17 protein-coding genes and 1 tRNA gene are annotated in these 25,721 nt (G+C 67.8%); 3 read left to right on the plus strand and 15 right to left on the minus strand.

What is annotated here, in order from left to right; all coding sequences use genetic code 11:
• Window positions 1–204 precede the first annotated feature (204 nt).
• Window positions 205–2,367: a PIG-L family deacetylase gene (locus tag AC068D_RS16805; RefSeq protein ID WP_478823766.1), complete on the plus strand. Its 2,163-nt coding sequence runs from the start codon at window positions 205–207 to the stop codon at window positions 2,365–2,367.
• A 173-nt stretch (window positions 2,368–2,540) separates the two neighbouring features.
• Here AC068D_RS16805 and tuf read toward each other — a convergent pair whose 3' ends face one another.
• From tuf to AC068D_RS16875, 14 genes are all read right to left on the minus strand, one after another.
• Complete coding sequence (gene tuf, locus AC068D_RS16810) at window positions 2,541–3,734, minus strand: elongation factor Tu (protein ID WP_401393526.1); 1,194 nt, start codon at window positions 3,732–3,734, stop codon at window positions 2,541–2,543.
• A gap of 153 nt (window positions 3,735–3,887) precedes the next feature.
• Window positions 3,888–6,014: an elongation factor G gene (gene fusA / locus AC068D_RS16815; RefSeq protein WP_478823767.1), complete on the minus strand. Its 2,127-nt coding sequence runs from the start codon at window positions 6,012–6,014 to the stop codon at window positions 3,888–3,890.
• Between the two features lie 39 nt (window positions 6,015–6,053).
• Window positions 6,054–6,524 carry a 30S ribosomal protein S7 gene (rpsG, locus tag AC068D_RS16820; protein ID WP_262006819.1) on the minus strand — a complete coding sequence of 157 codons (471 nt, stop codon included), beginning with the start codon at window positions 6,522–6,524 and terminating at the stop codon, window positions 6,054–6,056.
• Window positions 6,525–6,526: 2 nt separating this feature from the next.
• Complete coding sequence (gene rpsL, locus AC068D_RS16825) at window positions 6,527–6,898, minus strand: 30S ribosomal protein S12 (protein WP_003948652.1); 372 nt, start codon at window positions 6,896–6,898, stop codon at window positions 6,527–6,529.
• Between the two features lie 1,347 nt (window positions 6,899–8,245).
• Window positions 8,246–12,145: a DNA-directed RNA polymerase subunit beta' gene (locus tag AC068D_RS16830; RefSeq protein WP_478823768.1), complete on the minus strand. Its 3,900-nt coding sequence runs from the start codon at window positions 12,143–12,145 to the stop codon at window positions 8,246–8,248.
• A gap of 128 nt (window positions 12,146–12,273) precedes the next feature.
• Entirely contained in the window at window positions 12,274–15,759 is a 3,486-nt protein-coding gene (gene rpoB, locus AC068D_RS16835; RefSeq protein WP_478823769.1) for a DNA-directed RNA polymerase subunit beta, read from the minus strand.
• 548 nt (window positions 15,760–16,307) lie between these two features.
• Window positions 16,308–16,691: a 50S ribosomal protein L7/L12 gene (gene rplL / locus AC068D_RS16840; RefSeq protein ID WP_478823770.1), complete on the minus strand. Its 384-nt coding sequence runs from the start codon at window positions 16,689–16,691 to the stop codon at window positions 16,308–16,310.
• A gap of 110 nt (window positions 16,692–16,801) precedes the next feature.
• The gene (rplJ, locus tag AC068D_RS16845; RefSeq protein WP_478823771.1) at window positions 16,802–17,332 is read right to left on the minus strand and encodes a 50S ribosomal protein L10; all 531 of its coding nucleotides are present in this window, start codon (window positions 17,330–17,332) and stop codon (window positions 16,802–16,804) included.
• 264 nt (window positions 17,333–17,596) lie between these two features.
• Entirely contained in the window at window positions 17,597–18,478 is an 882-nt protein-coding gene (locus AC068D_RS16850; protein ID WP_478823772.1) for an SCO4651 family lipoprotein, read from the minus strand.
• Window positions 18,479–18,644: 166 nt separating this feature from the next.
• Window positions 18,645–19,367 (minus strand): 50S ribosomal protein L1, encoded by a 723-nt coding sequence (gene rplA / locus AC068D_RS16855; RefSeq protein ID WP_478823773.1) that lies wholly within the window; start codon window positions 19,365–19,367, stop codon window positions 18,645–18,647.
• Between the two features lie 104 nt (window positions 19,368–19,471).
• A complete protein-coding gene (rplK, locus tag AC068D_RS16860) occupies window positions 19,472–19,906 on the minus strand; it encodes a 50S ribosomal protein L11 (RefSeq protein WP_003956479.1) in 435 nt (144 codons plus the stop codon).
• 157 nt (window positions 19,907–20,063) lie between these two features.
• Entirely contained in the window at window positions 20,064–20,978 is a 915-nt protein-coding gene (gene nusG, locus AC068D_RS16865) for a transcription termination/antitermination protein NusG (protein WP_478823774.1), read from the minus strand.
• Window positions 20,979–21,053: 75 nt separating this feature from the next.
• A complete protein-coding gene (secE, locus tag AC068D_RS16870) occupies window positions 21,054–21,341 on the minus strand; it encodes a preprotein translocase subunit SecE (RefSeq protein ID WP_478823775.1) in 288 nt (95 codons plus the stop codon).
• 106 nt (window positions 21,342–21,447) lie between these two features.
• A tRNA-Trp gene (locus AC068D_RS16875) sits at window positions 21,448–21,520 on the minus strand.
• Window positions 21,521–21,813: 293 nt separating this feature from the next.
• Here AC068D_RS16875 and AC068D_RS16880 point away from each other — a divergent pair.
• Together AC068D_RS16880 and AC068D_RS16885 are read left to right on the plus strand one after the other, a co-directional pair.
• Window positions 21,814–23,040: a pyridoxal phosphate-dependent aminotransferase gene (locus tag AC068D_RS16880; RefSeq protein ID WP_478823776.1), complete on the plus strand. Its 1,227-nt coding sequence runs from the start codon at window positions 21,814–21,816 to the stop codon at window positions 23,038–23,040.
• Window positions 23,041–23,211: 171 nt separating this feature from the next.
• Window positions 23,212–24,234: an adenosine deaminase gene (locus AC068D_RS16885; RefSeq protein WP_478823777.1), complete on the plus strand. Its 1,023-nt coding sequence runs from the start codon at window positions 23,212–23,214 to the stop codon at window positions 24,232–24,234.
• A 394-nt stretch (window positions 24,235–24,628) separates the two neighbouring features.
• On the opposite strand, the gene AC068D_RS16890 is transcribed toward AC068D_RS16885, so the two are convergent.
• Window positions 24,629–25,684, minus strand: coding sequence for a UDP-N-acetylmuramate dehydrogenase (locus tag AC068D_RS16890; protein ID WP_478823778.1), 1,056 nt, complete (start codon window positions 25,682–25,684; stop codon window positions 24,629–24,631).
• Window positions 25,685–25,721: the final 37 nt, after the last annotated feature.

The raw sequence follows: 25,721 nt of genomic DNA on the forward strand, positions 1-25,721 counted from the left end.
TTCCCCACCCCCACCGAAACCGCAGACCGAAACAACACCGGGCACCGACCACAGGATCGGGGCAACCCGGGACAACGGAATGCCGTCTGATGTATCGCGGAAGGCGGCTCCGACCGGCCCTGCCGTCCGCACCAGGGGAGATCGAGGAACGCAGACGGGGGCACCTGCCCGCCCGCTGCGGGGGAAGCGGACGGAGCACGGCACATGGACGACAGCGCTGCGCGAAGCATGCCCACAGCACATTCCGCGGGCATATTCGGAGAGAGACCCGAGGGTCCCGACGCCCGCCCGTCGCGCCCTCGTTCCCGCCCCCGCCGCCGCTCCGTCGTCGCCGCCATCGCCGCGCTCACGGGCGCGACAGCACTTTCCGCGTGCTCCGTACCCGCACCCCGGCGCCCCACCCCCACCGCCGACCCCGCCCCGGGCATCCCGATAGCCAGCACGCGCCGCGCCCAGCTGATGCAGATCCTGGCGCACCCGGACGACGACCTGTACTTCATGAACCCGGACGCCCAGCGGATGGTGGACTCCGGGGTGCCCCTCCTCTGCGTCTACGTCACCGCGGGCGAGCACAACGGCAAGAACCACATCCCGGGCGTCCCCGAAGTCCCCGCCGACCGCCCCGCCTACTCCTCGGCCCGTCATCAGGGCCTGCGGCAGGCGTACGCCACCCTCCTGGGCCTCGACGGGTTCACCGACTGGCAGAAGGGCGTGGCGACGCTGCGCGGTGACCACCGCGCCGAGATCAACACGCTCACCAACGGCCATCGCAGGGTCGAGCTGATCTTCCTCAACCTCCCGATGCACACAACTCGCCGCTGGGAGGCCCTGCCGAGCCTCTGGCACGACCGTGCGCTCGGCCTCCACACCGTGGTCGCCGCCGACTCACCGCTGCGCAGGACCGTGTCGTACGACTACGACGAGCTCATCGACGTACTGGTCGGGCTCATGGAGCAGTACCGGCCGACCGTGATCCACACCCTGGACCCGGACCCTGACATCCAGCACAGCGACGAGGCGACCCGTAAGAAGGACAGCGAGCAGCCCGGCTATTCCGATCACGCCGACCACACCGCTGTGGCCTGCTTCAGCTGGGCCGCGATGCTTCGGTGGGTCGCCGAGGCGACGAAGGACGGCGGTCATGTGCCGGGGTTCGTCACCACCGCGTTCCGCGGCTACTACAACCGGCACTGGCCCAAGAACCTCCCGCCCCAGGTCCTCCGGGAGAAGGCGGCGCATCTTGTCCCCTACGGCGGCGATCCCGGCTGGGAGTGCGGCAATCCGTCGGGCTGCGGCGACTACAACGTGGGCGGCACGCGCCCGCTGACGAACAAGAAGGGCTGGGTCCGCTCGACCCACCACCGCTACCCGGGCGCCCGGCCCGTCGTCGTCACCGAACCCGGCGGCCGGCTCGCCGCATACGGGGTGCTGGGGCTGAGGGCGGTGCGCTGGCGCGAGACCGGGCGCGGCAGCGGTCAGTGGGGCGCCCCCGACGACCTCGGCGGCGGGCCGCTCGCACCCGCACTCGGCTCGGCCGCACTCGCGGACGGACGGCAGCTGCTGTTCGGGCTGCGCTTCGCCGCGCTCGGCGGGCACGGAGGCAAGAACCGGCGCGAGGTGGTGCTGCTGGAACAGCGCTCCGCGGGCGGGGAGTTCCTGGCCTGGAAGGGACTGGGCAATCCGGAGCGCGACGACGACCGTGGCCGCCGTATCGGTGTTCCGGTGGCGGTGACCGCCCCCGACGGGCGGGTCCATCTGTTCGTCCGCAACGCGGACCAGGGCATCAGCATGCGCGTACGGGACGCGGAGGGGCGCTGGGACGGCTGGCGCGACCTCGGCGGCGGCGAGATCCAGGACGGACTGACGGCGGTCGTGGACGGCGCCGGGCGTATCCATGTCTTCGGGGCCGGCCGGGACACCGTGCGCCACTGGGCGCAGGACGCCATCGGCCAGGACATCACCGTCAGGCCGGACAGCGGCAGCAGCGTGCTGCCGGCGCCGGGCGGTCCGCTCGCCGCCCTCCCGGCGGAAGACGGCGGGTTCGAGGTCTACTACCGCAGGCCGGCGGCCGCGGGACTGATCGCCGCCGGGGCCGGCAGTTCCCCCGCCCGGCCGCAGCGCAAGCCCTTCGACGGATACGGCCCGGTCTGCGCGGCGACCACCGCGAACGGCCCGGTGCTGCTCGGCAAGGACCTGCGCGGCCGGGTCCGACTGGTCGGCGGAGGACGGAACCTGACACGCACTCAGGGAGTCGAACCGCTCGGCTTCCCCTCGCTCCACCTCGGCCGCTCCGGCGCGACGGCGGTCGGCATGGGCGCGGACGCGCACCCGTGGGTCTGGTACGCGGAGGCCCGCACGGCCGGCTGACGGGTGACGGCCCGGGCGGGCGAACGGCACCGCCCGCCCCCCGTACCCGGCCGGGACCGGCACGCACATGGCGGCCGCACCCGCGCCTGCACGGCAAAGAGGCCCCGCACCTTCCGGTGCGGGGCCTCCTGCTTGGTGCTCGTGAAGGAGCTACCAGGTCAAACCACCAGGACTTACTTGGTGATCTTGGTGACCTGGCCGGCGCCGACGGTCCGGCCACCCTCACGGATGGCGAACTTCAGGCCCTCCTCCATGGCGACCGGCTGGATCAGCGAGACGGTCATGGAGGTGTTGTCGCCCGGCATGACCATCTCGGTGCCCTCGGGGAGGGTCACGACGCCGGTCACGTCCGTGGTACGGAAGTAGAACTGCGGGCGGTAGTTGTTGAAGAAGGGGGTGTGACGGCCACCCTCGTCCTTCGACAGGATGTAGGCCTGGGCCTCGAACTCGGTGTGCGGCGTGACCGAACCGGGCTTGATGATGACCTGGCCGCGCTCGACGTCCTCGCGCTTGATGCCACGGAGGAGCAGACCGACGTTCTCACCGGCCTGGCCCTCGTCGAGCAGCTTGCGGAACATCTCGATGCCGGTGACCGTGGTGGTGGTCTTCTCCTGCTTGATACCGACGATGTCGACGGTCTCGTTGACCTTCAGGATGCCACGCTCGATACGGCCGGTGACGACGGTGCCACGACCGGTGATCGTGAAGACGTCCTCGATCGGCATCAGGAACGGCTTGTCGACGTCACGCTCGGGCTGCGGGATCGCCTCGTCGACGGCGGCCATCAGGTTCAGGACCGACTGGCCCCACTCCTTGTCGCCCTCGAGCGCCTTGAGCGCCGAGACCTTGACGACCGGCAGGTCGTCGCCCGGGAACTCGTACTCGGAGAGGAGCTCACGCACCTCGAGCTCGACGAGCTCCAGGATCTCCTCGTCGTCCACCATGTCGGCCTTGTTCAGGGCGACGACGATGTACGGAACGCCGACCTGGCGGGCCAGGAGCACGTGCTCCTTGGTCTGCGGCATCGGGCCGTCGGTGGCGGCGACCACGAGGATGGCGCCGTCCATCTGGGCGGCACCGGTGATCATGTTCTTGATGTAGTCCGCGTGACCGGGGCAGTCGACGTGGGCGTAGTGACGCGACTCGGTCTGGTACTCGACGTGCGCGATGGAGATGGTGATACCGCGCTGGCGCTCCTCAGGAGCCTTGTCGATCTGGTCGAAGGCCGAGGCCTCGTTCAGGTCCGGGTACGCGTCGTGCAGCACCTTGGTAATGGCGGCCGTGAGGGTCGTCTTACCGTGGTCGATGTGACCGATGGTGCCGATGTTGACGTGCGGCTTAGTCCGCTCGAACTTCGCCTTCGCCACTGGGGTCCTCCTGTGGAGTGGTTCTGTACGCCTTACTCATCGGCGCCAGGGTGATCTTTGCTGGTATTGCCGTCCGCCGGGGCGAACCTCGCGGGTTCACGGGAAACGCCCCGACGGTTACGGCGTCAAGCCTAAAGCGTGTACTCGGGTGAGTTACTCGCCCTTGGCCTTCGCGATGATCTCCTCGGCGACGTTCCGGGGAACCTCGGCGTAGGAGTCGAACTGCATCGAGTAGCTTGCGCGACCCGAGGTCTTGCTGCGGAGGTCGCCGACGTAGCCGAACATCTCCGACAGCGGCACCAGGCCCTTGACGACACGGGCGCCGGCACGCTCCTCCATGGCCTGGATCTGGCCACGGCGGGAGTTGATGTCACCGATGACATCGCCCATGTAGTCCTCGGGCGTGGTGACCTCAACGGCCATCATCGGCTCGAGAAGAACCGGGGACGCCTTGCGCGCAGCCTCCTTGAAGGCCTGCGAACCGGCAATCTTGAAGGCGAGCTCGGAGGAGTCGACCTCGTGGTAGGCACCGTCGAGAAGCGTGACGCGGACGCCCGTCATCTCGTAACCGGCGAGGATGCCGAACTGCATGGCCTCCTGCGCACCGGCGTCGACCGAAGGGATGTACTCCTTCGGGATACGGCCACCGGTGACCTTGTTCACGAACTCGTAAGCGGCGTCGCCGCCCTCGATCGGCTCGATCGCGATCTGCACCTTGGCGAACTGACCGGTACCACCGGTCTGCTTCTTGTGGGTGTAGTCCACGCGCTCGACGGCCTTGCGGATCGTCTCGCGGTACGCGACCTGCGGCTTGCCGACGTTGGCCTCGACCTTGAACTCGCGCTTCATCCGGTCGACCAGCACCTCGAGGTGAAGCTCGCCCATACCGCCGATGACGGTCTGGCCGGTCTCCTCGTTGGTGTGCACCTGGAAGGAGGGGTCCTCCTCCGCGAGACGCTGGATGGCGACACCCAGCTTCTCCTGGTCACCCTTGGACTTGGGCTCGATCGCGACCTCGATGACCGGCGCCGGGAAGTCCATGGACTCCAGGATGACCGGGTTCTTCTCGTCCGCGAGCGTCTCACCGGTGGTGGTCTGCTTCAGGCCCATGACGGCGACGATGTCACCGGCGCCCACCGACTCGATCTCCTCACGCTTGTTCGCGTGCATACGGTAGATCTTGCCGATGCGCTCCTTGCGGCCCTTCACGGAGTTCAGCACCGCGGTGCCGGACTCCAGACGACCGGAGTAGATGCGCACGAAGGTGAGCTTGCCGAGGTGCGGGTCGCTCATGATCTTGAACGCCAGCGCCGACAGCGGCTCGTCGTCGGACGGCTTGCGCTTGACGACGAGGTCCGCGTCCTTGACGTCGTGGCCCTCGATCGCCTCGATGTCCACCGGGGACGGGAGGTAGCGCACGACCGCGTCGAGCAGGGGCTGGACGCCCTTGTTCTTGAACGCGGTACCGCAGAACACCGGGGTGACCGTGGTGTCCTTGGACTTGCCGGACGCGATGGTGATACGACGGATCGCGGTGTACAGCTGCTCCTCGGAAGGCTCCTGGCCCTCGAGGTACAGCTCCATGATCTCTTCGTCGTTCTCGGCGACCGTCTCGACCAGCTTGCCGCGGTACTCCTCGGCAGCCTCGGTGTGCGTGGCCGGGATGTCGACGACGTCGTACATCTCGCCCTTGGCGGCCTCGGCGGACCAGACGAGGGCCTTCATACGAACCAGGTCGATGACGCCCTTGAAGTCGGCCTCGGCACCGATCGGCAGCTGCATCACGATCGGGGTCGCGCCGAGGCGGTCCTTGATCATGTCGACACAGCGGTGGAACTCGGCGCCCGTGCGGTCGAGCTTGTTGACGAAGCAGATACGCGGAACGCCGTAACGGTCCGCCTGACGCCAGACGGTCTCGGACTGGGGCTCCACACCGGCGACACCGTCGAACACGGTCACAGCGCCGTCGAGGACGCGGAGCGAACGCTCCACCTCGACGGTGAAGTCGACGTGACCCGGGGTGTCGATGATGTTGATGGTGTGGTCGACGTCCTCGAGCGGCCAGTGACAGGTCGTCGCGGCGGACGTGATGGTGATGCCGCGCTCCTGCTCCTGCTCCATCCAGTCCATCGTGGCAGCGCCGTCGTGGACCTCACCGATCTTGTACGAAACACCGGTGTAGAACAGGATCCGCTCGGTGGTCGTCGTCTTGCCCGCGTCGATGTGGGCCATGATCCCAATGTTGCGGACCTTGGCCAGGTCAAGTGAAGTGGTAGCCATAAGGCTTCAGTCTTCTCTCGGTCTCGATGTGGGGTACGACTACCAGCGGTAGTGCGCGAAGGCCTTGTTGGACTCGGCCATCTTGTGCGTGTCCTCGCGCTTCTTGACCGCAGCGCCGAGGCCGTTCGAGGCGTCCAGCAGCTCGTTCATGAGGCGCTCGGTCATGGTCTTCTCACGGCGGGCGCGGGAGTAACCCACGACCCAGCGCAGCGCGAGGGTGGAGGCGCGACCGGGCTTGACCTCGATCGGCACCTGGTAGGTGGCACCACCGACACGGCGGGACTTGACCTCGAGAGACGGCTTGACGTTCTCGAGGGCGCGCTTCAGCGTGATGACCGGGTCTGCACCGGTCTTCTCGCGGAGGCCTTCCATGGCGCCGTAGACGATGCGCTCAGCGGTGGAACGCTTGCCGTTGAGCAGGATCTTGTTGATGAGCGAGGTCACCAGAGGAGAACCGTAAACCGGGTCGATGATGACCGGGCGCTTCGGGGCGGGGCCCTTACGAGGCATTCTTACTTCTCCTTCTTGGCGCCGTAGCGGCTGCGGGCCTGCTTGCGGTTCTTGACGCCCTGGGTGTCCAGGGAACCGCGGATGATCTTGTAGCGAACACCCGGCAGGTCCTTCACACGGCCACCACGCACGAGCACGATCGAGTGCTCCTGCAGGTTGTGTCCCTCACCCGGGATGTAGGCCGTGACCTCGATGCCCGAGGTCAGACGCACACGCGCGACCTTACGGAGGGCCGAGTTCGGCTTCTTCGGGGTGGTCGTGAACACACGCGTGCAGACGCCGCGGCGCTGAGGGGAACCCTCGAGTGCGGGCGTCTTGTTCTTCTCGACCTTGTCCTGCCGGCCCTTACGGACCAGCTGCTGGATCGTAGGCACTACTTCTCCGGTTTCTGTGTGCCGTGCAGTAAAGCTAACCTGGAACGTCGCCGACCCACGCGGTCGGGTGTGTCGAATGCTGCAAGCTCCCGCCGGATGGCGGAAAGGGCGCAGATTACGGTGGCCGGTATCGAGCTCGCCGTGCGGTTGAGGACACGCACACGAGCCCAGGCACACCCCAGGCACAAGGTCTGAGCGTACCTACCGCACCGAGTTCGGTCAAAACAAATGGAGCCCGCCCCGACACTCCGGACATCTTCCCCGGATGCGTCCCCGGCTGAGGGGAAAGTCATGCGTTCGGCGGCTTCGGCAGATACCCCTGCACTGATTCGGTGTGCGGAGCCCTCTCGGGGGCCGGAAGACGGCGACAGCGGCGTCGCCGACCGGGTGCCGTCCTGGTCCGGCTGGAGCGCGAGCAACGTCAGGACCTGCTGAAATCGGGGAGCGTGCCGCCCTTGCAGCAGCCGCGCAGCCGGCTGGTCCACCGGGCCGGGCCCGCGGCCCGTGTGTCCGACCACCGACCGGACGCGGACGGCCGGGAGCCCTGGCGGGACCGCATCGGACGTCCATCCGTGCATGCTCTGTGCACACGGTCACATGTCGAGTGCGTCGTACGACCTCGCGGGGTCCGGGTGCGTGCCCCAGGCTGCTGCGCCCGGCGGAACACCGCGAGGCGGCCATGACCGATCCCGTGAGCCCCGTCCTCCTGCTGTCCGGCATCGAGCCGGTCCAGCGACCGCGACGACATCGCGCATGCGTATCTGCGGCGCATTCTCCGTGGCATCGCCGAACGGCACCCTCACTGCGGCGTGCATCGACGGGACCCGGCGTCCTCGCGCCGACCGCGGCAACGCCGTCATGGAACCGATCGACGCTGCGTGCCCTGCTCACCGAGCCCCCGGCGCAGCCGCGCGGCGCCGAGCAGGACGGCTGGGTCGCTCCGGCCACAACCCAGGCACGGCGTCTGCTGGAGGCCGCTGCAGGACGCTCCCGGGCGGCGCAGCAACGACGTCGTCCTGTGCGTGTCCGAAGCCGTCCACCAGGGTTTCGGCCGCCACGGCACCCAGGGATCGCGCGGAGTTCCACCCCATCACAGTGAGCAGCGAGAACGGCCCGATCGGGGGCCTGGCCGTACGGGCCGCCCCCGACGGGTGGGGGGTCGTCCGCCCCGCCGGGGGCCACGCGCCTCTCGCCGACGGGCGGGCAGGTCCTGGACCGAATGCCGAACCGACCCCAGGAGGAGGCCTCGCCACAGGGGTCCGCCGGGGCCGTCCCGTCGCCCGGACACGCCGAAGGGCGGTCACCCCGTACGAAACGGGGTGACCGCCCTTCGGTCCGAGCTACGCCTTACTGGTTGTACGGACCGTAGTCGTAGTCCTCCAGCGGAACGGCCTGGCCGGAGCCCGTGCCGAACGGCGAGTAGTCGATGTCGTCGTAGCCGACGGCCGAGTACATCGCGGCCTTGGCCTCCTCGGTCGGCTCGACCCGGATGTTGCGGTAGCGGGACAGGCCCGTACCGGCCGGGATGAGCTTACCGATGATGACGTTCTCCTTGAGGCCGATCAGGGAGTCCGACTTGGCGTTGATCGCCGCGTCGGTGAGGACCCTGGTCGTCTCCTGGAAGGACGCCGCCGACAGCCACGACTCGGTGGCCAGCGAGGCCTTGGTGATACCCATCAGCTGCGGACGGCCGGAGGCGGGGTGACCGCCCTCCGTGACCACACGACGGTTCTCGGTCTCGAACTTCGAGCGCTCCACGAGCTCGCCCGGCAGCAGCTCCGCGTCGCCGGACTCGATGATCGTCACACGGCGCAGCATCTGCCGGATGATGATCTCGATGTGCTTGTCGTGGATCGACACACCCTGCGAGTTGTAGACCTTCTGGACCTCGCCGACCAGGTGGACCTGGACGGCCCGCTGGCCGAGGATGCGCAGCACGTCGTGCGGGTTGGTGGCACCCACGGTGAGCTTCTGGCCCACCTCGACGTGGTCGCCCTCGCCCACCAGCAGACGGGCACGCTTCGAGATCGGGAACGCCGTCTCGTCGCTGCCGTCGTCCGGGGTGACGACGATCTTCTTGGTCTTCTCGGTCTCCTCGATCCGCACGCGGCCGGAGGCCTCGGAGATCGGGGCGACACCCTTCGGGGTACGGGCCTCGAAGAGCTCGACGACACGCGGCAGACCCTGGGTGATGTCGTCACCGGCCACACCACCGGTGTGGAAGGTACGCATCGTCAGCTGGGTACCGGGCTCACCGATGGACTGGGCGGCGATGATGCCGACCGCCTCACCGATGTCGACCAGCTTGCCGGTGGCGAGCGAACGGCCGTAGCAGTACGCACACGTACCGACCGCGGACTCACAGGTCAGGACCGAGCGGGTCTTGACCTCCTCGACACCCGCGCCCACGAGCGCGTCGATGAGCACGTCACCGAGGTCGACGTTGGCCGGCGCGATGACCTTGCCGTCGACGACGACGTCCTCGGCGAGCATCCGTGCGTACACGGACGTCTCGACGTCCTCCGCCTTGCGCAGGACACCGTCGGCGCCACGCTCGGCGATCCGCAGCTTCAGACCGCGGTCGGTGCCACAGTCCTCCTCGCGGATGATGACGTCCTGCGAGACGTCGACCAGACGACGGGTCAGGTAACCCGAGTCGGCGGTACGCAGAGCGGTGTCGGCGAGACCCTTACGGGCACCGTGCGTGGAGATGAAGTACTCCAGCACGGACAGGCCCTCGCGGAAGGACGCCTTGATCGGACGCGGGATGGTCTCGTTCTTGGCGTTCGACACCAGACCACGCATACCGGCGATCTGACGCATCTGCATCATGTTTCCGCGAGCACCCGAGTTGACCATCATGAAGATGGGGTTGGTCTTCGGGAAGTTCGCGTTCATCGCCTCGGCAACCTCGTTGGTCGCCTTGGTCCAGATGGTGATGAGCTCCTGCGTGCGCTCCTGCTTGGTGATCAGACCGCGCTCGTACTGCTTCTGGACCTTCTCGTCCTGCGCCTCGTAGCCCGCGACGATCTCCTTCTTCGCCTCGGGAACGACGACGTCGGAGATGGCGACGGTGACACCGGAGCGGGTCGCCCAGTAGAAGCCGGCCGCCTTCAGGTTGTCGAGCGTCGCCGCCACGATGACCTTCGGGTAGCGCTCGGCGAGGTCGTTGACGATCTCGGAGAGCTGCTTCTTGCCGACCGAGTAGTCGACGAACGGGTAGTCCTCGGGCAGCAGCTCGTTGAAGAGCGCACGGCCCAGGGTCGTCCGCAGACGGAACGAGTCACCCTGCTGCCACTCCGGCTCGCCCTCTTCGGCGACCGGCGGGGTCCAGCCACGCGGCGGGACGGTGCCGATCGGGAAGCGGATGTCGACCTTCGCCTGGAGCGAGAGCTCCCGGGCGTCGAAGGCCATGATCGCCTCGGCACTGGAGTTGAACGCACGGCCCTCGCCGCGCACCTCGCGCTCCTCCTCGTCCGTGGTGAGGAAGAAGAGGCCCAGCACCATGTCCTGGGTCGGCATGGTCACCGGACGGCCGTCGGCCGGCTTGAGGATGTTGTTCGAGGACAGCATCAGGATGCGGGCCTCGGCCTGCGCCTCCGCGGACAGCGGCAGGTGCACGGCCATCTGGTCACCGTCGAAGTCCGCGTTGAACGCGGTGCAGACGAGCGGGTGGATCTGGATGGCCTTGCCCTCGACCAGCTGCGGCTCGAAGGCCTGGATGCCGAGGCGGTGCAGCGTGGGCGCACGGTTCAGCAGCACCGGGTGCTCGGCGATGACCTCTTCGAGGACGTCGTACACGACGGTGCGGCCACGCTCGACCATGCGCTTGGCCGACTTGATGTTCTGCGCGTGGTTCAGGTCGACCAGGCGCTTCATCACGAACGGCTTGAAGAGCTCCAGCGCCATGGCCTTGGGAAGACCGCACTGGTGCAGCTTCAGCTGCGGGCCGACGACGATGACGGAACGCGCCGAGTAGTCGACTCGCTTGCCGAGCAGGTTCTGACGGAAGCGGCCCTGCTTGCCCTTCAGCATGTCGCTGAGGGACTTCAGCGGGCGGTTACCGGGACCGGTGACCGGGCGGCCACGGCGGCCGTTGTCGAACAGCGCGTCGACGGCCTCCTGGAGCATCCGCTTCTCGTTGTTCACGATGATCTCGGGAGCACCGAGGTCGAGCAGACGCTTCAGACGGTTGTTCCGGTTGATGACCCGGCGGTACAGGTCGTTCAGGTCGGAGGTCGCGAAGCGGCCACCGTCCAGCTGCACCATCGGACGCAGGTCCGGCGGGATCACCGGGACGCAGTCCAGCACCATGCCCTTGGGGCTGTTGCTGGTCTGCAGGAAGGCGGAGACGACCTTGAGGCGCTTGAGCGCACGGGTCTTCTTCTGGCCCTTGCCGGTACGGATGATCTCGCGGAGGCGCTCGGCCTCCTCCTCCAGGTCGAAGGACTCCAGGCGCTTCTGCAGCGCCGCGGCACCCATCGAACCGTCGAAGTACGTGCCGAAGCGGTCACGCAGCTCGCGGTAGAGCAGCTCGTCGCCCTCGAGGTCCTGGACCTTGAGGTTCTTGAACCGGCTCCAGACCTCGTCGAGACGGTCGATCTCGCGCTGCGCACGGTCGCGCAGCTGCTTCATCTCACGCTCGGCACCCTCGCGCACCTTGCGGCGCACATCGGCCTTGGCGCCCTCGGCCTCGAGCTCGGCCAGGTCGGACTCGAGCTTCTTGGCGCGGGCCTCGAGGTCGGCGTCGCGGCGGTTCTCGATCTGCTGGCGCTCGACGGAGACATGGGCCTCCAGCGAGGGCAGGTCGCGGGTGCGGCGCTCCTCGTCGACGTACGTGATCATGTACGCCGCGAAGTAGATGACCTTCTCCAGGTCCTTCGGGGCGAGGTCGAGCAGGTAGCCCAGCCGCGACGGAACGCCCTTGAAGTACCAGATGTGGGTGACGGGTGCGGCCAACTCGATGTGGCCCATCCGCTCACGGCGCACCTTGGCGCGGGTGACCTCGACGCCACACCGCTCACAGATGATGCCCTTGAAGCGGACGCGCTTGTACTTGCCGCAGTAGCACTCCCAGTCCCGGGTAGGACCGAAGATCTTCTCGCAGAAGAGTCCGTCCTTCTCGGGCTTGAGGGTGCGGTAGTTGATGGTCTCGGGCTTCTTGACCTCGCCGTGGGACCACTGACGGATGTCGTCAGCGGTGGCCAGGCCGATCCGGAGCTCGTCGAAGAAGTTGACGTCGAGCACTATGCGTCAATCCCTCTCAGGGTCGTGTCTCAATCAATGGTCTGATGGGGGCCCCTCCACGCCCGCAGGGCGTAGGGGGAGGGTCCGGGGACGGCCGGGGTTCCTGGTGGGAGCCCCGGCCAGGCCCGTCAGACCTCTTCGACGCTGCTCGGCTCTCGCCTGGACAGGTCGATACCGAGCTCCTCCGCGGCGCGGAAGACGTCCTCGTCGGTGTCGCGCATCTCGATGGACATGCCGTCCGAGGACAGCACCTCCACGTTGAGGCACAGGGACTGCATCTCCTTGATGAGCACCTTGAAGGACTCGGGGATGCCGGGCTCGGGGATGTTCTCGCCCTTGACGATGGCCTCGTAGACCTTCACGCGGCCGGTGACGTCGTCGGACTTGATGGTCAGCAGCTCCTGGAGGGCGTATGCGGCGCCGTAAGCCTCCAGCGCCCACACCTCCATCTCACCGAATCGCTGGCCACCGAACTGAGCCTTACCACCCAGCGGCTGCTGGGTGATCATCGAGTACGGACCGGTCGACCGGGCGTGCAGCTTGTCGTCGACCAGGTGGTGCAGCTTGAGGATGTACATGTACCCGACCGAGATCGGGTCCGGGAACGGCTCACCGGAGCGGCCGTCGAACAGACGGGCCTTACCGGTCGGGAGCACCATGCGGTCACCGTCCCGGTTCGGGATGGTGTGCTGCAGCAGACCGGCCAGCTCGTCCTCGCGGGCACCGTCGAAGACCGGGGTCGCGACGTTGGTGCCCGGGGCGACCTGGTCGGCGCCGATGGCCTGCAGGCGCTGCGCCCACTCGTCCGCGAGGCCGGAGACGTCCCAGCCGCGGCTGGCGAGCCAGCCGAGGTGGATCTCCAGGACCTGTCCCGGGTTCATTCGGGACGGGACACCCAGCGGGTTCAGGATGATGTCGACCGGGGTGCCGTCCTCCAGGAACGGCATGTCCTCGATCGGCAGGATCTTGGAGATGACGCCCTTGTTGCCGTGACGGCCGGCGAGCTTGTCACCGTCGGTGATCTTGCGCTTCTGCGCGACGTAGACGCGCACCAGCTGGTTCACACCGGGGGGAAGCTCGTCGCCCTCCTCGCGGTCGAAGACGCGGACGCCGATGACCTTGCCGGTCTCGCCGTGCGGCACCTTCAGCGAGGTGTCACGGACCTCACGGGCCTTCTCACCGAAGATCGCGCGGAGCAGGCGCTCCTCCGGGGTCAGCTCGGTCTCGCCCTTGGGCGTGACCTTGCCGACCAGGATGTCGCCGGCGACGACCTCGGCACCGATACGGATGATGCCGCGCTCGTCGAGGTCCGCGAGGACCTCCTCGGAGACGTTCGGGATGTCCCGGGTGATCTCCTCGGGGCCGAGCTTGGTGTCACGGGCGTCGACCTCGTGCTCCTCGATGTGGATCGAGGAGAGGACGTCGTCCTGCACGAGGCGCTGCGACAGGATGATCGCGTCCTCGTAGTTGTGACCCTCCCACGGCATGAACGCCACGAGCAGGTTCTTGCCGAGCGCCATCTCACCGTTCTCGGTGGCCGGCCCGTCGGCGAGGACCTGGCCCTCGATGACGCGGTCACCCTCGGCCACGACGACCTTCTGGTTGACCGAGGTGCCCTGGTTGGAGCGGGAGAACTTGGCGATGCGGTACGTGGTGTACGTGCCGTCGTCGTTGGCGACGGTGACGTAGTCGGCCGAGACCTCCTGGATCACACCGTCCTTCTCCGCCTTGATGACGTCGCCCGCGTCGGTGGCACAGCGGTACTCCATGCCGGTGCCGACGAGCGGGGCCTCCGCCTTGATGAGCGGAACGGCCTGGCGCATCATGTTCGCGCCCATGAGGGCACGGTTGGCGTCGTCGTGCTCGAGGAACGGGATCATGGCGGTCGCGACCGACACCATCTGGCGCGGCGAGACGTCCATGTAGTCCACGTCCGACGGCGGCACGTAGTCGACCTCGCCGCCACGACGGCGCACGAGCACACGGGCCTCGGAGAAGCGCAGATCATCGCCCAGCGCGGCGTTGGCCTGCGCGATGACGAAGCGGTCCTCCTCGTCGGCGGTCAGGTAGTCAACCTCGTCGGTGACCTGGCCGTCGACGACCTTGCGGTACGGCGTCTCGACGAAGCCGAACGCGTTGACGCGGCCGTACGAGGCGAGCGAACCGATCAGACCGATGTTCGGGCCTTCGGGGGTCTCGATCGGGCACATGCGTCCGTAGTGGGACGGGTGCACGTCTCGGACCTCGAAGCCGGCCCGCTCACGGGACAGACCACCGGGGCCCAGCGCCGACAGACGGCGCTTGTGGGTCAGGCCCGACAGCGGGTTGTTCTGGTCCATGAACTGGGACAGCTGGCTGGTGCCGAAGAACTCCTTGATGGAGGCGACGACCGGCCGGATGTTGATCAGGGTCTGCGGCGTGATCGCCTCGACGTCCTGGGTCGTCATGCGCTCGCGCACGACGCGCTCCATACGGGCGAGACCCGTACGGACCTGGTTCTGGATGAGCTCGCCGACATTGCGCAGACGGCGGTTGCCGAAGTGGTCGATGTCGTCGGTCTCGACGACGATCTGCGTGCCGTTCTCGCCGGCCGTCTCGACCTCACCGGCGTGCAGCTTGACCAGGTACTTGATGGTCGCGATGACGTCGTCGGTGGTGAGCACGCCGGCGTCCAGCGGCTCGTCCGCGCCGAGCTTCTTGTTGACCTTGTAGCGGCCGACCTTGGCGAGGTCGTAGCGCTTCGGGTTGAAGTACAGGTTCTCAAGAAGGGTCTGCGCGGCCTCGCGCGTCGGGGGCTCGCCCGGGCGCAGCTTGCGGTAGATGTCGAGCAGCGCGTCGTCCTGGCCCTGGGTGTGGTCCTTCTCCAGGGTGGCGCGCATCGACTCGTACTCGCCGAACTCCTCGAGGATCTGCTCGGTGGTCCAGCCGAGCGCCTTCAGGAGGACGGTGACGGACTGCTTGCGCTTGCGGTCGATACGGACACCGACCATGTCGCGCTTGTCGATCTCCATCTCGAGCCAGGCACCCCGGGACGGGATGATCTTGGCGGAGAAGATGTCCTTGTCGGACGTCTTGTCGATGGAGGAGTCGAAGTAGACACCCGGCGAGCGGACCAGCTGCGACACCACGACACGCTCGGTGCCGTTGATGACGAAGGTGCCCTTGTTGGTCATGAGCGGGAAGTCGCCCATGAAGACCGTCTGGGACTTGATCTCCCCGGTCTCGTTGTTGGTGAACTCGGCCGTGACGAAGAGCGGCGCGGCGTACGTGAAGTCGCGCTCCTTGCACTCGTCGATCGAGTTCTTCGGGGGCTCGAAGCGGTGGTCGCGGAAGGTCAGCGACATCGACCCGGAGAAGTCCTCGATCGGCGAGATCTCCTCGAAGATCTCTTCCAGACCGGACTTGGTGGGGACGTCCTGTCCGGACTCCAGAGCCGCCTCGACACGAGCCTTCCAGGCGGCATTGCCGAGCAGCCAGTCAAAGCTCTCGGTCTGCAGCGCGAGGAGGTTCGGAACCTCGAGGGGCTCCTTGATCTTTGCAAAGGAGATGCGCAGCGGGGCGGTGCTTGCGCCGTTGTTCGTATTCGCGGTCGAGGCGTTGCGCGAGGCGGCCAAGAGGGGGTCCTTCCGAGGGCTCGGACTCACTACGCGCGTACCGGTCCCAAGCCGGGCACGGAGACAGACCTTCCCGATCTGGCCAAAGGGCCAGGTCAGGGATGTTCGGTCAACGGTGCTCTTGCGAGGGTATGCCCCTGGTGACGGGCAGGGGGCAGCTAACAGGCAGCGCAAAGGGTCAGTGTAGCCACTTGGCCCACTGATGTCCAGGTCGGGTTTTCCGGGACCCTCGTTGTTCTCAACTCCGCGGTAGCCGTGCGCTGGAGGCGCACACCGATCCTGCCCGTTCGGTCGTCGATCCATGCCTTGGACCCGGATCGTTGTGACGACGCGTCCTGAGAATTGCGCGCTGCGTGCGGTTCGTCAAGGCCCCCCACTTGGTGGAGATCGTCACCTGGCGCACGGCGAAGATCACCTTACTCTCCGCAGCGGACAGTGCAAGACGACCGCCCGGCGGCGTCAGGGAAGCCGAAAGGCGACCACCCGGTTGGGTGATCGCCTTTCAGTGTGTACGCGTTACAGCGCGGGAGTCAGGAGACTCCGTGGGGTCACTTGACCTCGACGGAGGCGCCGGCAGCCTTGAGGGACTCGGCAGCCTTCTCCGCGGCCTCCTTGGCGACCTTCTCGAGGACCGGCTTCGGGGTGCCGTCGACGAGGTCCTTGGCCTCCTTGAGGCCCAGGGAGGTCAGCTCACGCACGACCTTGATGACCTGGATCTTCTTCTCGCCGGCGCCGGTGAGGATGACGTCGAACTCGTCCTTCTCCTCGACGGCGTCAACAACGGCGCCCGGGCCGGCGGGGCCGGCAACGGCGACCGCGGCGGCGGCGGTGACGTCGAACTTGTCCTCGAACGCCTTCACGAACTCGGAGAGCTCGATGAGGGTCATCTCCTCGAACTGCGCGAGCAGGTCTTCCTGGCTGAGCTTCGCCATGATGGGCGATCCTTCCACTAATTCGGCTGGTGCCGGGATGTACATAACGGCGGGCGTACGGCCCGCTACGACCCGCGCTCTAGGCGGCGCGGATCAATGCGCGAGCCGAATTACTCGGCACCGCCCTGCTCGGCCTGCTTGGCGCGAAGAGCGTCCACGGTGCGGACGAGCTTCGACGGAAGCGCCTGGAAGAGCTGAGCAGTCTGCGTCTGCTTGCCCTTGAAGGCACCCGCCAGCTTGGCGAGCAGAACCTCGCGGGACTCGAGGTCCGCAAGCTTCTTGATCTCATCGGCGGACAGCGCCTTGCCATCAAGGACACCGCCCTTGATGATCAGGTTGGGGTTCTCCTTGGCGAAGTCACGAAGACCCTTCGCCGACTCCACCGGGTCACCGGTGATGAAGGCAACCGCCGTCGGACCAGCGAACTGGTCGTCGAGCGCAGTGATCCCGGCCTCGTTGGCCGCAATCTTGGTCAGCGTGTTCTTCACCACGGCGTACTGGGCGTTCTCACCGAGGGAACGGCGCAGCTGCTTGAGCTGGGCCACGGTGAGACCCCGGTACTCGGTCAGCACAGCGGCGTTCGAGCTGCGGAACTGGTCCGCGAGCTCGGCTACCGCGGCAGCCTTGTCGGGCCTTGCCATAGAGCGTCGGCCTCCTTCCGGGTGATGAGGACCGCATCGGTTGAAGGAAGGAGACTGAACAAAACGAAACGCCCCGGCGCAGGCGCACGGGGCGTAGCTCGACCGGAATCACAATCCCGGGAGCACATCCACAGTCACCTGCGCGGGTCGTCCGCAGCTAGCGGATCCTTCGGCCGCCACACCCCGGAGGGCACGGCAACGACCAGCGGTCTTTGGCTTCCGTGGAAGAGTACGGGACGGTGTCCCCGCCAGGCAAATCGATGATCAGGAACCGCCGCCGGAGCCACCGTCGAGGCCCTTGAGGATCTCGTCGGTCTCCTTGAGCTTCTCGTCGATGCCCTCCATGACGTCCTCGAAGTCGGCCACCTGGTCGGCAGGCGGTGCCTTGACGGCCGGGGCCCGGCCGAAGTCCGAGAACGTCGCCTTGGTCGTCGCCGTGCCCTTCTCATCCGTCATGGCGTCCTCGAGGCGGACCGGGTAGCCGTCCTCACCGATCCAGATGTCGATCTTGTACGTCTTGATCCGGGCCTTCTCGAGGGCGTCCTGGAGCGCCTTGCGCCGGTCGTCCTGCATGACCTTGCTCCTGGCGTCCGCCCTGAGCAGCTCGGCGAGGGTGAAGGTGCCCCGGTAGTGCTCGGTGCCGATGGCGCCGGACTTCTCCGCGCCCACGTGCTGGAGCTTGTCCTGGTCGAGCAGCATGGCCAGGTACTCGGCCGGATCCTGGTTCAGGAAGACACCGGGCTTGCCGCCGTCCGAGAGGCTGAGCCGCATCCACTTCTTGCCGGTGGCGCCCTTGTCCGACGGGGAGTAGACGTCGTCGCCGATCTGGAGGAGCCGGGTGTCCTTGCCGCCCTTGGTCATCGTCAGGTCCTGGCTGGACGGGTACCAGCCCTTGACACCGGCCTGACGGCTAATCTTGCCGTCCGCCTCGGAGGTCGTCAGATCGACCGTGGCGAACTTGGCGTCCACGGTCTTGAGGTAGGACGCCTTGATGGCGTCCGAGGGCTTGGCAGCGGCAGCCGCGCCCTGCTCGGCCCCGTCCTCGCCACCCTTGCCGCCCTCGCCGTCGCAGGCGGTCAGTGAGGCTGTGAGCAGTGCGGCACCGACCACGGCGGCGCCCGCCCGCATGAGGACTGCCTTGTTCATGTACGTCTCCCCCATGGATGGATCTTTTGTGTGAACGAACGACTTTAAGCCGAAGATCGGAAAAGTCCTCACGAATATGCGCCCGGGCAACGGAAACGGGCCTTCCACCCCGCGAGGGTGGAAGGCCCGTTCTCAGCCCTGCAGCGAGCCGTCAGGCTCGGCCCGGTCAGACAGCTGCCGGGTCCTCCTCGACGAGGAGGTTGCGGGTGCGGTTGGCGTCCAGCGGGATGCCGGGACCCATGGTGGTGGTCAGGGTCGCCTTCTTGATGTAGCGGCCCTTCGCGGCCGACGGCTTCAGACGGAGGATCTCCTCCAGCGCCGCGGCGTAGTTCTCCACCAGCTTGGTCTCGTCGAAGGAGACCTTGCCGATGATGAAGTGCAGGTTCGAGTGCTTGTCGACGCGGAACTCGATCTTGCCGCCCTTGATGTCGGTGACAGCCTTGGCGACGTCCATGGTCACGGTGCCGGTCTTCGGGTTCGGCATCAGACCACGGGGACCGAGCACACGGCCGAGGCGGCCGACCTTGCCCATGAGGTCCGGGGTGGCGACGACGGCGTCGAAGTCCAGACGGCCCTTCGAGACCTCGTCGATCAGTTCGTCGGAGCCGACGATGTCGGCGCCCGCGGCTTCCGCAGCCGCAGCACGGTCACCGGTCGCGAAGACCAGGACCCGGGCGGTCTTGCCGGTGCCGTGCGGAAGGTTGACGGTGCCACGGACCATCTGGTCGGCCTTGCGCGGGTCGACGCCCAGGCGGAAGGCGACCTCGACGGTGCCGTCGAACTTCGTGGTGGCGGTGTCCTTGGCGAGACGGACGGCCTCGAGGGGGGCGTAGTTACGCTCCCGGTCGACCTTCGCGTCCGCGCCGCGGAGAGCCTTGCTGCGCTTCACTTCTGCTCCTGTGGGAGTAACACCATGCAGCTCCGCCGCATGGCAGGTGTGGAGTTGTGGTGTGGGCCAGCGCCGGCCCTACCACTGAGGTCTTACGGGGACTGTCAGCCCTCGACCGTGATGCCCATGGAACGGGCGGTGCCGGCGATGATCTTCTCGGCGGCGTCCAGGTCGTTGGCGTTCAGGTCGGGCATCTTGGTGGTGGCGATGTCACGGACCTGGTCGCGCGTCAGCTTGGCGACCTTGGTCTTGTGCGGCTCGCCGGAGCCCTTGTCCACACCAGCGGCCTTGAGAATCAGCTTGGCGGCCGGCGGAGTCTTGGTGACGAAGGTGAAGGAACGGTCCTCGTAGACCGTGATCTCCACCGGCACGACCATGCCACGCTGCGACTCGGTCGCGGCGTTGTAGGCCTTGCAGAACTCCATGATGTTGACGCCGTGCTGACCGAGCGCGGGGCCGACCGGCGGAGCCGGGTTGGCCGCACCGGCCTGGATCTGGAGCTTGATAAGCCCCGTGACCTTCTTCTTCTTGGGAGGCATTGCTCTCTCCGGGTCCTAGTGAGAGTTTTCCGCCTTCCACCCGATCATCCGGATGGAGGCATACCGCACAACGATAACGGGTATGGCTGCGCGGCCAAAAACCGAGCAGGTCAGAACAGCCACAAGGGCCGTTCTGACCTGATCGGAAACCTGTCGGTCAGTTCTTCTGGATCTGGTCGAAGCTCAGCTCGACCGGAGTCTCGCGGCCGAAGATCTCGACAAGGCCCTTGACCTTCTTCGAGTCGGCGTTGATCTCGTTGATCGTGGCCTGCAGGGTGGCGAACGGGCCGTCGGTGACGGTGACCGAGTCGCCGACCTCGAAGTCCAGCACCTGGACCTCGACCTTGCGCGCCGGGGCGGGCTTGCCCTCGGCCTCTGCGGCCTCGCGGGCCGCCTTCTCCTCGGCCTCCGGGGCGAGCATCTTGACGATCTCGTCCAGCGTCAGCGGGTACGGGTCGTAGGCGTTGCCCACGAAGCCGGTGACACCCGGAGTGTTGCGGACGACGCCCCAGGACTCGTTCGTCAGATCCATACGTACGAGCACATAGCCGGGCAGCTTGTTCTGCCGGACGTTCTTGCGCTCGCCGTTCTTGATCTGGACGATCTCTTCCTCGGGGACCTCGGCCTGGTAGATGAATTCCTCGACGTTCAGCGAGACGGCGCGCTGCTCCAGATTGGCCTTCACGCGCTTCTCGTAGCCCGCGTAGGTGTGGATCACGTACCACTCGCCGGGCAGACCACGCAGCTCGTCGCGCAGCGCGGCGATCGGGTCGGCGGGAGCCTCGGGCTCGGCCTCGGGCTCGGCGTCCGCCTCGTCGACGGCTTCCGCGTCCTCGGCGGCTTCGGCGGCGACGTCCTCGGCGGCTTCCGCGTCCTCGTCGACCTCGGCGACGGCCTCGGCCTCGAGGTGCATCGCGGCCTCCTCGGCCGGCTCACCCGCAGCGGCGTCGGCAGCGTCTGCCTGGTCCGGGTCCACAGCGTCCGCCGCCTCGACGATGTCGAGCTGGTCCTCAGTGGACTCCGCTGCATCTACGCGCGGCTCAACGGCGTCGTTCAGGTTCGGGTCAGACACGGTGGCTGCTTCTTCCTGGATACAGATGGGGTGGAACATGCGAAAGGGGCGCCGGGTGAGGCGCCCTCCGCGGGATCAGCCGAAGACGTACTTGACTGCTTCCTGGAGGCCATAGTCCATCACAGTCACAAGGCCGATCATGATGACAACGAAGACAATCACCACTGTGGTGTACGTCGTCAGCTGGTTGCGCGTCGGCCAGACGACCTTGCGCAGCTCGGCGACGATCTGACGGTAGAACAGCGCGAGGCGCCCCAGGGGGCCCTTCTTCCCGCGCTTGCCGCCCTTCCGGGTCTTCTTCCGGGTGTCGGGTGCCTCATCCTCGGCATCAGGCATGTCGATGGAGCCCACGGCGTCCGTCACGTCTCTCACCTGATTCCGGGTCATGGCCGTGCCGCGCCCGGTTGAGCCGCACGGCGGTGCATCGAAGTACGTACCTGCGCACACATCCTGGCGAAGGTGTGTGTAGCAGGGCCGGAGGGACTTGAACCCCCAACCGCTGGTTTTGGAGACCAGTGCTCTACCAATTGAGCTACGACCCTTTGTGGTTCTCTCCAAACCTACCCCATGGGCGGAGGTGGTCGGTGAGGGCCAACGAGCCAAGAGTGTACGTGGTCAGAGGCCATGCGTCGAACAGATAGCTCCGCGACGGTTCCTGTCCGTGTTCCGACAGGGCTCTGAACGGCTCCGGCACCGTGCCCTGTCATGCCCCGGAACGTTCCGCTCCGGGGGTCGCCCGGCGCCCGTCCGGAGGCCGTCCAGCTCCTGTGCGCCCCCTGTCCGCCCCTCGAAACCCTTGTGCCCGCGCCGGGCGGGGGATGGGACGATGGGCTTCATGAGCGCTGCAACCCCTCCCACCGAGCGCCGGGTCTCAGCCCGTATCGGCGCGATCTCCGAGTCCGCGACCCTCGCCGTCGACGCCAAGGCCAAGGCCCTCAAGGCCGCCGGCCGTCCGGTGATCGGCTTCGGCGCGGGCGAGCCCGACTTCCCGACGCCCGACTACATCGTCGAGGCCGCGATCGAGGCCTGCAAGAACCCCAAGTACCACCGCTACACCCCGGCCGGCGGCCTCCCCGAGCTGAAGAAGGCCATCGCGGAGAAGACCCTGCGCGATTCCGGCTACGAGGTCGACCCCGCCCAGGTTCTGGTGACCAACGGCGGCAAGCAGGCGATCTACGAGGCCTTCGCCGCGATCCTGGACCCGGGTGACGAGGTCATCGTCCCCGCCCCTTATTGGACGACGTACCCCGAGTCGATCCGCCTCGCGGGCGGCGTCCCGGTCGAGGTCGTCGCCGACGAGACCACCGGCTACCGGGTGTCGGTGGAGCAGCTCGAGGCGGCGCGCACGGAGCGGACCAAGGTGGTCCTCTTCGTCTCCCCGTCGAACCCGACCGGAGCCGTGTACAGCGAGGCGGACGCCGAGGCGATCGGCCGCTGGGCGCTGGAGCACGGCCTGTGGGTGCTGACCGACGAGATCTACGAGCACCTCGTCTACGGCGACGCGAAGTTCACCTCGCTGCCGGCCCTCGTGCCCGAGCTGCGCGACAAGTGCATCGTCGTGAACGGTGTCGCCAAGACGTACGCGATGACCGGCTGGCGGGTGGGCTGGATCGTGGGCCCGAAGGACGTCGTCAAGGCCGCGACCAACCTGCAGTCGCACGCCACGTCCAACGTCTCGAACGTGGCCCAGGTCGCCGCCCTCGCCGCCGTCTCCGGGAGCCTGGACGCGGTCGCGAAGATGCGTGAGGCCTTCGACCGCCGTCGCCAGACCATCGTGCGGATGCTCAACGAGATCGACGGCGTGGTCTGCCCCGAGCCGGAGGGCGCCTTCTACGCGTACCCGACGGTGAAGGGTCTGCTGGGCAAGGAGATCCGCGGCAAGCGTCCGGCGACGTCGGTCGAGCTGGCCGCGCTGATCCTGGACGAGGCCGAGGTCGCGGTCGTACCGGGTGAGGCGTTCGGCACCCCGGGCTATCTGCGGCTGTCCTACGCGCTGGGCGACGAGGACCTGGTCGAGGGTGTCTCCCGGATCCAGAAGCTGCTCGCGGAGGCCCGGGACTGAGGTTCCGCTTCCGCTTTTCCGAAGACATTCGGGGACGGGCTCCCGGCATTCCCCCGCAGCCGCCGACGCGGCCCGGGGGACCTCGGCCGGGAGCCCGTTTCTTCGTTCGGGCAAGGACCCGATCGGGGAAAGGGGCTGCCGTCGGGGCGACCTCTGCGGCAAGATCCTTGAATGGAGCAAGTCCGCGATCTCAGCCTGCTGCCCAAGGCCCATCTGCATCTGCACTTCACCGGCTCGATGCGGCCCGCAACCCTGCTCGAACTCGCCGACAAGTACGGAGTCCACCTCCCCGACGCCCTCACCGGCGGCGAGCCGCCGAAGCTACGGGCGACGGATGAGCGCGGCTGGTTCCGCTTCCAGCGTCTCTACGACATCGCACGGTCGTGTCTGCGCGCTCCCGAGGACATCCAACGCCTGGTCAGGGAGACGGCCCAGGAGGATGTCAGGGACGGTTCCGGCTGGCTGGAGATCCAGGTCGACCCGACGTCGTACGCCCCGCTGCTCGGCGGGCTGATCCCCGCGCTGGAGATCATCCTGGACGCGGTGGACGACGCGGCGCGCGAGACCGGCCTGGGGATACGGGTGCTGGTCGCCGCCAACCGGATGAAGCACCCGCTGGAAGCGCGCACCCTCGCCCGGCTCGCCGTGCGCTACGCGGACCGGGGAGTGGTCGGCTTCGGGCTTTCCAACGACGAGCGGCGCGGCATGGCGCGCGAGTTCGACCGGGCGTTCGCCATCGCGCGCGAGGGCGGGCTGCTGGCGGCGCCGCACGGCGGTGAGCTGACCGGGCCCTCTTCGGTCCGGGACTGCCTCGACGACCTCCATGCCACACGGATCGGGCACGGCGTGCGGGCCGCGGAGGACCCGCGGCTGCTGCGCAGACTGGCCGACCGCGCCGTGACGTGCGAGGTCTGCCCGGCGTCCAACGTGGCGCTCGGCGTGTACGAGAAGCCCGAGGACGTACCACTGCGGACACTGTGGGACGCGGGAGTGCCGATGGCGCTGAGCGCGGACGATCCCCTCCTGTTCGGGGCGCGGCTCGCGGCGCAGTACGAGATCGCCAGACGCCACCACGGCTTCACGGACGCGGAGCTGGCCGAGCTTGCCCGGCAGTCGGTGCGCGCCTCCGTGGCGCCCGACCCCGTGCGGGCGAAGCTGCTGGCCGGGATCGACGACTGGCTGACGGGGCCGTGACGCCAGGGCGGCGGAAGTGGGCGCAGGGCGGACACGCCTGGGAGCGGTGCGGTCCGCGTCCCGTTCGGCCCGCATCCAGGCGTCGAGGTTCTCGATGGGCGTGTGCGGTCCGGTGCCCGTGTCCCGCACTGCGTCGTCGTGGCGGGACCTGCCGCACGGCGGGCACGAGTCCGCGCGGCGCCGCCGAGATCTCCCGTGTGGACGTCGCCCACGCAATGCTCGCAGCGACGGCGGACCGGGCGACGGTGAAGCAGCCGGTGTCAGTGGCGTACTGAGCGCCGATGCCCTGTACCCGCATCGCGCGCCGACGCGCTCGGAGGGACGGCACCGACCGGCACCGCCGCTTCGGCGCAGCTCGGAGGGCTGCAACGGCAGCCCATCCGCCAGGCCACGGTCAGAGGCTCACACCGACCGTCACCGGCTCGTTGACGAGGGTGACCCCGAAGGCGTCGCGGACGCCCGCGACGACCTCGCGGGCGAGAGCCAGCAGGTCCTCGGTGGTGGCCTCGCCCCGGTTGGTGAGCGCGAGCGTGTGCTTGGTGGAGATCCGGGCGGGGCCGTCCCCGTATCCCTTGGCGAAGCCCGCCCTGTCGATGAGCCAGGCGGCGGAGGTCTTGGTGTGCCCGTCGCCCGCGGGGTACGCGGGCGGCATCGCGCCGTCACCGAGGCGGTCACGCACACGCGTGAGGAAGTCCTCGTACTCGGCCGCGGTCAGGATCGGATTGGTGAAGAACGACCCGGCCGACCACGTGTCGTGGTCCTCGGGGTCGAGGACCATGCCCTTGCCGGTACGCAGCTTGAGCACGGTCTCGCGCGCGACCGCCGCCGGGACCCGGTCCTCCGCCGCGACGCCGAGCGCCCGGGCGGTCTCGGGGTACTTGATCGGCGCGGACAGGCCGCCCGCCTCCTCCAGCTCGAACCGGACGCGCAGCACGACGTAGCGGTCCGGGTCGGCCTTGAAACGGCTGTGGCGGTAGGAGAAGCCGCATTCGGCGTTCGGAATCGTCACCGTCCCGCCGCTGCGCCGGTCGTACGCCACGACCTCGGTGATCGTCGAGGAGACCTCCTGCCCGTACGCCCCGACGTTCTGGATCGGGGTGGCGCCTGCCGAACCGGGGATACCGGACAGGCATTCGAGCCCGGCCAGACCTGCCCCGACGGTCCGGGCGACGGCCTCGTCCCAGACCTCACCCGCAGCCAGCTCCAGCGTCGTACCGTCCAGCTCGAAACCGGTCGTGGCGATCCGCAGGGCCGTACCGTCGAACCCCTTGTCCCCGATCACCAGATTGCTGCCGCCTCCGATGATCAGCAGCGGTGTCCCGGCGTCGTCGGCCGCCCGCACGGCGGCGATCACCTCGTCGTCGCGGGTGGCGGTCACCAGGCGTGCGGCGGGTCCGCCCAGGCGGAAGGTGGTCAGCGGGGCGAGGGGGGCGTCATGGAGTTCCTGCACGGGGACAAGAGTACGGTCCGCGGCCCGGCCACCCGGG

Source organism: Streptomyces sp. NPDC043861 (assembly GCF_056435905.1).